Annotated in this window: 4 protein-coding genes; all 4 read right to left on the bottom strand. The window is 65.0% G+C overall.

The window, feature by feature from the left end; all coding sequences use genetic code 11:
• Window positions 1-46 precede the first annotated feature (46 nt).
• Window positions 47-652 (bottom strand): GNAT family N-acetyltransferase, encoded by a 606-nt coding sequence (locus JHD07_RS34525; RefSeq protein ID WP_291630302.1) that lies wholly within the window; start codon window positions 650-652, stop codon window positions 47-49.
• 152 nt (window positions 653-804) lie between these two features.
• Window positions 805-1,203 (bottom strand): PaaI family thioesterase, encoded by a 399-nt coding sequence (locus JHD07_RS34520; RefSeq protein WP_291630300.1) that lies wholly within the window; start codon window positions 1,201-1,203, stop codon window positions 805-807.
• A gap of 267 nt (window positions 1,204-1,470) precedes the next feature.
• Window positions 1,471-2,673 (bottom strand): kynureninase, encoded by a 1,203-nt coding sequence (gene kynU, locus JHD07_RS34515; protein WP_291630297.1) that lies wholly within the window; start codon window positions 2,671-2,673, stop codon window positions 1,471-1,473.
• 8 nt (window positions 2,674-2,681) lie between these two features.
• The coding region (locus tag JHD07_RS34510; RefSeq protein WP_291630295.1) for a tryptophan 2,3-dioxygenase family protein at window positions 2,682-2,876 on the bottom strand (195 nt) is incomplete at its 5' end.

The following is a 2,876-nucleotide window of genomic DNA, read 5'->3' as shown; positions in this document are numbered from 1 at the left end:
GGCCTCGCCGGGCCGCTTCGTGATACCTGGCCACAAGCTTCGTGGGCTATGCGGCGCGATTGTCGTACATGCTCGAGATCAGCTTCCAGCACGTGCTGTTGAAGCTGAGAAGAGCGCGCCCGGCTCTGAATGGAGATGCCGCGAGATCGGCGAGCTCGGCCTCGGGCGTCCTGGCGAGGTCGATCGTACCGGTCGATTCGCCGTGGCGGAAAGCCAGATGCGCGCCGAACTTCCTGGCGAGCGCCCTCATCGCGTGATTCTCGGCGCCCGTCGTGATGCGCAATTGCTTGTAGCCCTTCCAGCGCGCCTCCGCGATCAAACGGCGGAACAGCATCGTGCCCACGCCCTGGCGACGCCCGGAGGCCTCCACGCTGAAGGCGACTTCAGGCAGGCAGTCGCCCTCCGGCGGATGCAGCTCGGCCGCACCACGCACCACGCCATCGACGATATAGGCAACGATCACGGTGCCGTCCTCGGCGCAGCGGGCGGCGTAGCGCTCGATGAAGCTGTCGTCGAGGAAGCCGTTGAAACGGTCATGGCGGCTGCCGGCGTCCAGCCTCAGCAGATGATCGCGCAAGAGCGGTAATTCTTCCTGCTGGATCAGGGTCCGCACATAGCCGGGAACGGAGCGAACGGTGTCTTCAAGTATCACGTCAAAACTCCTCTTGGTGTCCCTCGAGGAGGCGTTCGAATCCCTAGGCCTCCTATATTGTGCATCGCACCATAATTTTCAAGACGGAGACTTGCCCAACTTTCGAGCACCAGACGCGACTAATTCGTTAACAAAATCAGGGTCCCGTAGTCTTACAGGACCAGCTGTGTCTGGGTCACCACGGCGACCAGCTTGCCGTCCTCGGTTTCCAATCGGGTGGTCCAGACCTGGGTCCGCCGGCCACGATGTACCGGAGTGGCAATGGCGATGATGGCGGTTCCTTGCTTCGCCCCGCCGATGAAGTTCGTCTTGCTCTCCAACGTGGTTGTGCCCTTGGCGTCCTCAGGCAGATTGATCACGGTCGCCGCCGCGCCAACGGAATCGGCCAGCGCCATCACGGCTCCGCCATGCACGGTGTGGTGAAGCGTGCAGAGATCCGGCCGGACGATCATCCGCGCCACCACGCGATCCTTCTCGGCCTCGACAAACTCGACGCCCTTGAGTTCGGCGAACGGCATCTTCATCGCTTTGAGTTTCTCGAGCGGCGTCATCGGATCTCCTCTCAATTCATTGCCGTCTCAGCGTGAATTGCTGCGCGCGGCAAAGCAATAACCTCCGAGGTAATGGTCATCGGCGCTCGACGCCAACGTTCTCGTGCCCCGGACGCGCTGCAACGCGTCAGCGTTGCTGCGCAGAGCCGGGACCCATCGCGGCGATTTCGATGCGGCCTGGGCCCCGGCTCTGCAGCGCACCGCTACCGGACGATCCATCGCATCGCCGGGAAAGCGCTGCGCTGCGTCCGGGGCACGAGACCGGACTCACGTCACCGCATTCACAACCTGATATTCCGGCCGCCGCCACGCCTCGCCCACGATCACCTCCTCGACGATCTCGGCCGCCCGCACGATCTCGCTCTCGCCGATGTACAGCGGCGTGAGACCGAACCGCATGATGTCGGGCGCGCGAAAATCGCCGATCACGCCGCGGGCGATCAGGGCCTGCATGGCGGCGTAGCCGCCCTCGAAGGCGAAGGAGACCTGGGAGCCGCGGCGCTCGTGCACGCGTGGGGTGACGAGCTTGAGCTGCGGACAGCGGCGCTCGACCTCACTGATCAGGAGATCGCCGAGCGACAGCGAACGCGCACGAACTTCGGCAATGTCGACCCTGTCCCAGATATCAAGCGAAGCCTCCAGCGCCGCCATGGCGAGCACCGGCGGGGTGCCGACGCGCATGCGCTCGACGCCGCCCGCCGCCGCGTAGGCAAGCTCGAACGCAAACGGTTTTGCGTGGCCCATCCACCCCGACAGAGCGGCCCGCGCGCTGTCGGCGTGGCGCGGCGCGACATAGAGGAACGCCGGCGCGCCGGGACCGGCGTTGATGTATTTGTAGGTGCACCCCGCGGCGAAATCGGCGCCGGTCCCGGCGAGATCGATCGGCAACGCGCCGGCGGAATGAGCGAGGTCCCACACCGTGACGATACCGAGCGCACGCGCTTTCGCGGTGAGCGTCGCCATGTCGTGGCGGCGTCCGGTGCGATAGTCGACCTCGGTGAGGTAGAGCACCGCAACGTCCTCGGACAACGCGGTCTCGATCTGCTCCGGTGCGACCAGGCGCAATTGATGGCCGCGCCCGAGCGTTTCGATCAGGCCCTCGGCCATGTAGAGGTCGGTCGGGAAGTTACCGGTATCCGACAGGATCACCTTGCGCGACAAGTTCATGTCGAGCGCGGCGGCGAGCGCCTGATAGACCTTGAGCGACAGCGTGTCGCCAACCATCACGGAGCCCGCCTCGGCGCCGACCAGCCGCGCGATGCGGTCGCCGACATGACGCGGCTGGGCGTACCAGCCGGCGGTGTTCCAGGCGCGGATGAGCTCCTTGCCCCACTCCTCGGTGATCACGCGATTGACACGCTCGGCAACGCCCAACGGCAGCGCACCCAGCGAGTTGCCGTCGAGATAAATCACGCCGTCGGGCAAGTGGAACAGCGCCTTGGTGTCGTCGTAGACGCGAAGCCGGGTCATGGACATCCCTACAGAATCGTGCGCACGCGCCACAGTTCCGGAAACAGCTCGACCTCCAGCATGCGCTTGAGATAGCTGACGCCGCCAGTGCCGCCGGTGCCGCGCTTGAAGCCGATGACGCGCTCGACTGTCGTCACGTGGTTGAAGCGCCAGCGGCGGAAATAGTCCTCGAAATCGACCAGCTTCTCGGCAAGCTCGTAGAG

Source organism: Bradyrhizobium sp. (genome assembly GCF_016462955.1).
Classification (GTDB): Bacteria; Pseudomonadota; Alphaproteobacteria; order Rhizobiales; family Xanthobacteraceae; genus Bradyrhizobium.
Note: the sequence above shows the minus strand (reverse complement) of the source record. Positions and strands in the feature narration are given on the sequence as shown.

Bases quoted from the DNA above. Each gene is read 5' to 3' on its own strand.
- JHD07_RS34520 (WP_291630300.1), bottom strand. From the start codon at position 1,203: ATGACGCCGCTCGAGAAACTCAAAGCGATGAAGATGCCGTTCGCCGAA.
- kynU (WP_291630297.1), bottom strand. From the start codon at position 2,673: ATGACCCGGCTTCGCGTCTACGACGACACCAAGGCGCTGTTCCACTTG.